Origin of the sequence: Nostocoides australiense Ben110, from assembly GCF_001050535.1 — a bacterium.
Taxonomy (GTDB): domain Bacteria; phylum Actinomycetota; class Actinomycetes; order Actinomycetales; family Dermatophilaceae; genus Nostocoides_A; species Nostocoides_A australiense.
Window position 1 is genome coordinate 3,540,747 of sequence record NZ_HG764815.1, and the last position, 4,097, is coordinate 3,544,843.

Sequence of the window (4,097 nt, forward strand, 5' to 3'; positions counted from 1 at the left end):
GATCCTGACCGAGCACGGTGTGGCAGTGGTGCCCTCGGCGCGCACGCTGCAACGCCACTTCGCCCGCCTTGAGCTGAACACCCGACCCGACGGCACCACCCCGGGAGTGTTCGGCCGGTTCGAGGCCGCCGCACCGAACCAGCGGTGGACCGGGGACGCGCTGCACGGGCCGGTCATCGGCGGGCGTAAGACGTACCTGATGGCGTTCATCGATGACCACTCCCGGGCGCTGGTCGGCTACCGGTGGGGCCATAGCGAGGACATGCTCCACCTCGCGGCGGCGTTACGCGCTGGCCTGTCCGCGCGGGGGATCCCGCAGGTGGTGTACCTGGACAACGGGTCAGCGATGGTCTCCAAGCAGCTGCTGCGCGCGCTGGCCGTCCTGGGGATCCGGTTGACCCACTCCAGGCCCGGTCAACCCCAAGGGCGCGGGAAGATCGAACGGTTCTTCCGCACCGTGCGCGAACAGTTCCTCATCGAGCTCACCGCCCCCGGCGCGACCGAGCAGGTCAGCGGACTGGCCGAGCTGAACGAGCTGTTCACCGCGTGGGTCGAAACCGTGTACCACCAGCGGGTCCACACCGAAACCGGGCAAGCACCCCTGGCCCGGTTCCTGACCGGTTTCGCGGGGGATGGCCCGCCGCCGACCCCGACCCCAACCCAGCTCCGCGAGGCGTTCTTGTTCTCCGAGCATCGCGCCGTGACCAAGACAGCCACCGTCTCGCTGCACGGCAACACCTACGAGGTCGACGCCGCCCTGACCGGGCGTCGCGTCGAGCTCGTCTTCGACCCGTTCGACCTGACCGACATCACGGTGCGCTACGCCGGCCGCGAAGTCGGCACCGCCATCGCGCACGTCATCGGCCGGCACGTGCACCCCGCCGTCAAGAGCGACTCCACCGCCGCGCCGGCGCCGGTCACCGGGATCGACTACCTGGCCCTGGTCCGCGACCGGCACACCCAGGTCATGACCCAGCGCGTGAACTACGCCTCGATCACGCAACCCGCCGTCCACCCCCAGGCCGCCGCCAATGCCGTACTGCCCGGGCAGGTCGACCTGCTCGACCTGCTCGACCCAACCCCCACCGTCCACCACGAACCCGACCATCAGGAGATCCCGTGACCCTTGACCGACTCCAAGCCCACTACGGCTTCACCAGAACGCCGTTCGGCAAGGCCCTGGCCCCCAGCATGCTGCACCGGCACACCGCCCATGCCGAGGCCGTCGCCCGGATCGGCTGGTGCATCACCGAACGCGCCCTGGGCGTGGTCACCGGTGAGGTCGGCGCCGGCAAGACCGTCGCCGTGCGCGCCGCCCTGGCGAACCTGGACCCCTCCCGGCACACCACCATCTACCTGGGTAACCCCGCCGTCGGCGGCCGCGGCCTCTACGGCGGGATCGTCACCGCCCTGGGCGGCGAACCCCGCTTCCACAAAGCCGCCCTCATCCCCCAAACCGTCGAGCTGCTCGCCGCCGAAGAACACGAACGCGGCCGCACCGTCGTCCTCATCCTCGACGAAGCCCACCTCCTCACCAGCGACCAACTCGAAGAGCTCCGCCTGCTGACCAACGCCGACATGGACTCCCACTCACCCTTCGCGTGCCTCCTCATCGGCCAACCCACCCTGCGCCGCCGGATCAAGCTGGGCACCTTCGCCGCCCTGGACCAACGCATCGCGCTGCGCTACACCCTCACCGCGATGAGCGACACCGAAACCAAGAGCTACCTCGCGCACCACCTCACCCTCGCCGGCCGCTCCGACCCCCTCTTCTCCGACGACGCCACCGCGCTGATCCACCAAGTCGGCCGCGGTACCCCCCGAGCCATCAACAACCTCGCCGTCCAAGCCCTCGTCGCCGCATACGCCGCCGGCAAGGCCATCGTCGACGAGACCTCAGCCCGAGCCGCCGTCACCGAGGTCACCACCGAATAGCCAACCGCGTCACCCCGACGAGCACCGCGACACCCTGACCACCAACAGCCCCGCCGGACCCCCGGCGGGGCTACCTCATACCCCCACCACGTCCCCACCGACAGTGACGCCCACATCCTCAACCGACGCGTCCGTCAACACCCAGCTGAGCTTGCCGGGGGCGGGCTGGTTTCTGGACTGGTCACAGTTGGACCCGGAGGCCAATGTCGCAGCATCTGTGGCGGCGATGAACGGCAACTACGCTCCCCTCGAACGTGTGCTGGGTCCGGTGGTCATTGCACGCCATGAGGCCTAGGGCTGCGCTTAGGCAAAGTGGAGACCGGTGGCGGCGATGGCGATGACGAGGAGGGTCGACAGCCGCCCTCCGCCCGGGTGAGTGGGGTCGGCACGCAATTCACCGGCGGCCCGCCGCTGACCAGATCAAACACTGTTGCGTCCACCTTTTGGAGGGCTTGCGGGCGATCGCCGGGCCTCAATACCGTTTGGGGTTAACAGTGGATGAACGCAGAGCGGCTTTCGGGCGGCATCTGTTCGCGGTGGAAGCGGTCGACCATGGCCTTGGGCATGTCGGGGAACGGCCTTGAGTTGTCACACGCGACCCACATCAACTGGGTGCCCAACGACGGCACCCCCATCACGGGTACCCCACCGGCGGGCGGGGCGACGCCGACCCGCCAATGCGGATGCATCGACGCGATACGGGCGGCCGGCGGTGCCGCTTGCTACAACCACATGTTCGGTGCGACCCCAGGGCCGCTGATCACCGGCACAGCGCGCACGGACAAGATGCGGACCACCGCCACGCAGTTGCTGGCCAAATCGGCTCTATGTCGCGGACATCCTCATGGGTGGACCATCGAGACCACCCGGCCGACCCTCGGCCTGACCGTCACCCACGAGGGCTGCTCTGGCATGACCGTCAAGGTCTTCCATTACGCCATTTCGGTGCGGCCCGGCGGCAGCACCCGCCGGGTGCCGTTGATGAGCATCACCATCACCCCGGGTTCGGCCACCTCCACCTCGGTGACCTTCACGAACGCCAACTCGTATGTCCGTACCGAAGTGTGGGCCGGGGGCTCACGCGTCGCCTTCAGCAATCCGATCTACATCACGCGGCGATGACTTTCCGCGACCGATACCCCAAGACCGACCCAACAATTCAGTAAGCACGGAGGGAACATGCGTAGGACAAGAGCGACTCGCACGCTCGCCCTGATCGGTTCGACGGCCCTCGCCGTCACGGCCTTGACCGGCGTCCCCGCCAATGCCGCGGCCAGCGATGTGCAAATCACCGAGTTGCTCTATCACGCTGCCGATGCCGACCTGACCTACGGCGCGCTCGAGTTCCTCGAGGTGCACAACGCCGGCAGCGAGCCCGTCGACGTGGGCGGCTGGGAATTCACTGCCGGCATCGCCGGCACGACGCTCCCGGCCGGGACAACCATCCCCGCCGGCGGCTATCTGGTCGGCACCAACAACGCCGCGCTCTTCCAGGACCGGTTCGGTGTCGCGGCCGGGTTTGAATTCCTCGCCGGCGAGGCCCTGTCCAATGGCGGCGAGACCGTGACGCTGAGCGACGCCGCCACCAACGAAATCGACACGGTCACCTACGACGACCTCCCCCCGTGGCCGGTGGCTCCGGACGGCTCCGGACCCTCCCTCGAACTCGACCCGGGCGCCACCGACAACTCCATGGGCGCCAACTGGCACGCCAGCGCCGTCGACTTCGGCACCCCGGGCGCCGCCAACTCCGCCCGGCCCTTGGCGCTGACCGGGGTCGCGCCGAGCACGACGTCGCCCGATCCGGGGGCGGACGTGACCATGACCGCCACCGCGCCGGTCGGTGCCACCCTCGCCCTGACCTACAAGGTCATGTTCGGCACCGACGTGGTCATCCCGATGGCGGACGACGCCGCGAGCCCCGGCGGCGCCGGCGACGGGGTGTATGCCGCGACGATCCCGGGTGCGGGCGCGGGCGAACTCGTGCGCTACCGCGTCAGCGCTACCCAGGGAACGCAGACGGCGGCATACCCCGCGGCGGGCGACTCGCGGCCGTATGACGGGTATGTCGTGCGTGACCCCGAACTGGACGCCGCGACATACCCCGTCCTGCAGTGGTTCATGTCCGACGAGGTCTACACCGACATGATCACCAACCACCG

The 4,097-nt window shown here is 68.9% G+C and carries 4 protein-coding genes; all 4 read left to right on the forward strand.

The window, feature by feature from the left end; translation table 11 throughout:
• Positions 1–1,123: DDE-type integrase/transposase/recombinase (locus BN11_RS17300; RefSeq protein ID WP_048699566.1), on the forward strand; the 1,123-nt coding region annotated here is incomplete at its 5' end.
• Positions 1,120–1,935, forward strand: coding sequence for an ExeA family protein (locus BN11_RS17305; protein ID WP_048699567.1), 816 nt, complete (start codon positions 1,120–1,122; stop codon positions 1,933–1,935). The genes BN11_RS17300 and BN11_RS17305, both read left to right, overlap by 4 nt.
• A 498-nt stretch (positions 1,936–2,433) precedes the next feature.
• Positions 2,434–3,057 carry a hypothetical protein gene (locus BN11_RS17310; RefSeq protein WP_157044246.1) on the forward strand — a complete coding sequence of 208 codons (624 nt, stop codon included), beginning with the start codon at positions 2,434–2,436 and terminating at the stop codon, positions 3,055–3,057.
• Positions 3,058–3,114: 57 nt separating this feature from the next.
• Positions 3,115–4,097, forward strand: a 983-nt coding sequence (locus BN11_RS17315; protein WP_048699569.1) for a lamin tail domain-containing protein, incomplete at its 3' end; no start/stop codon positions are given.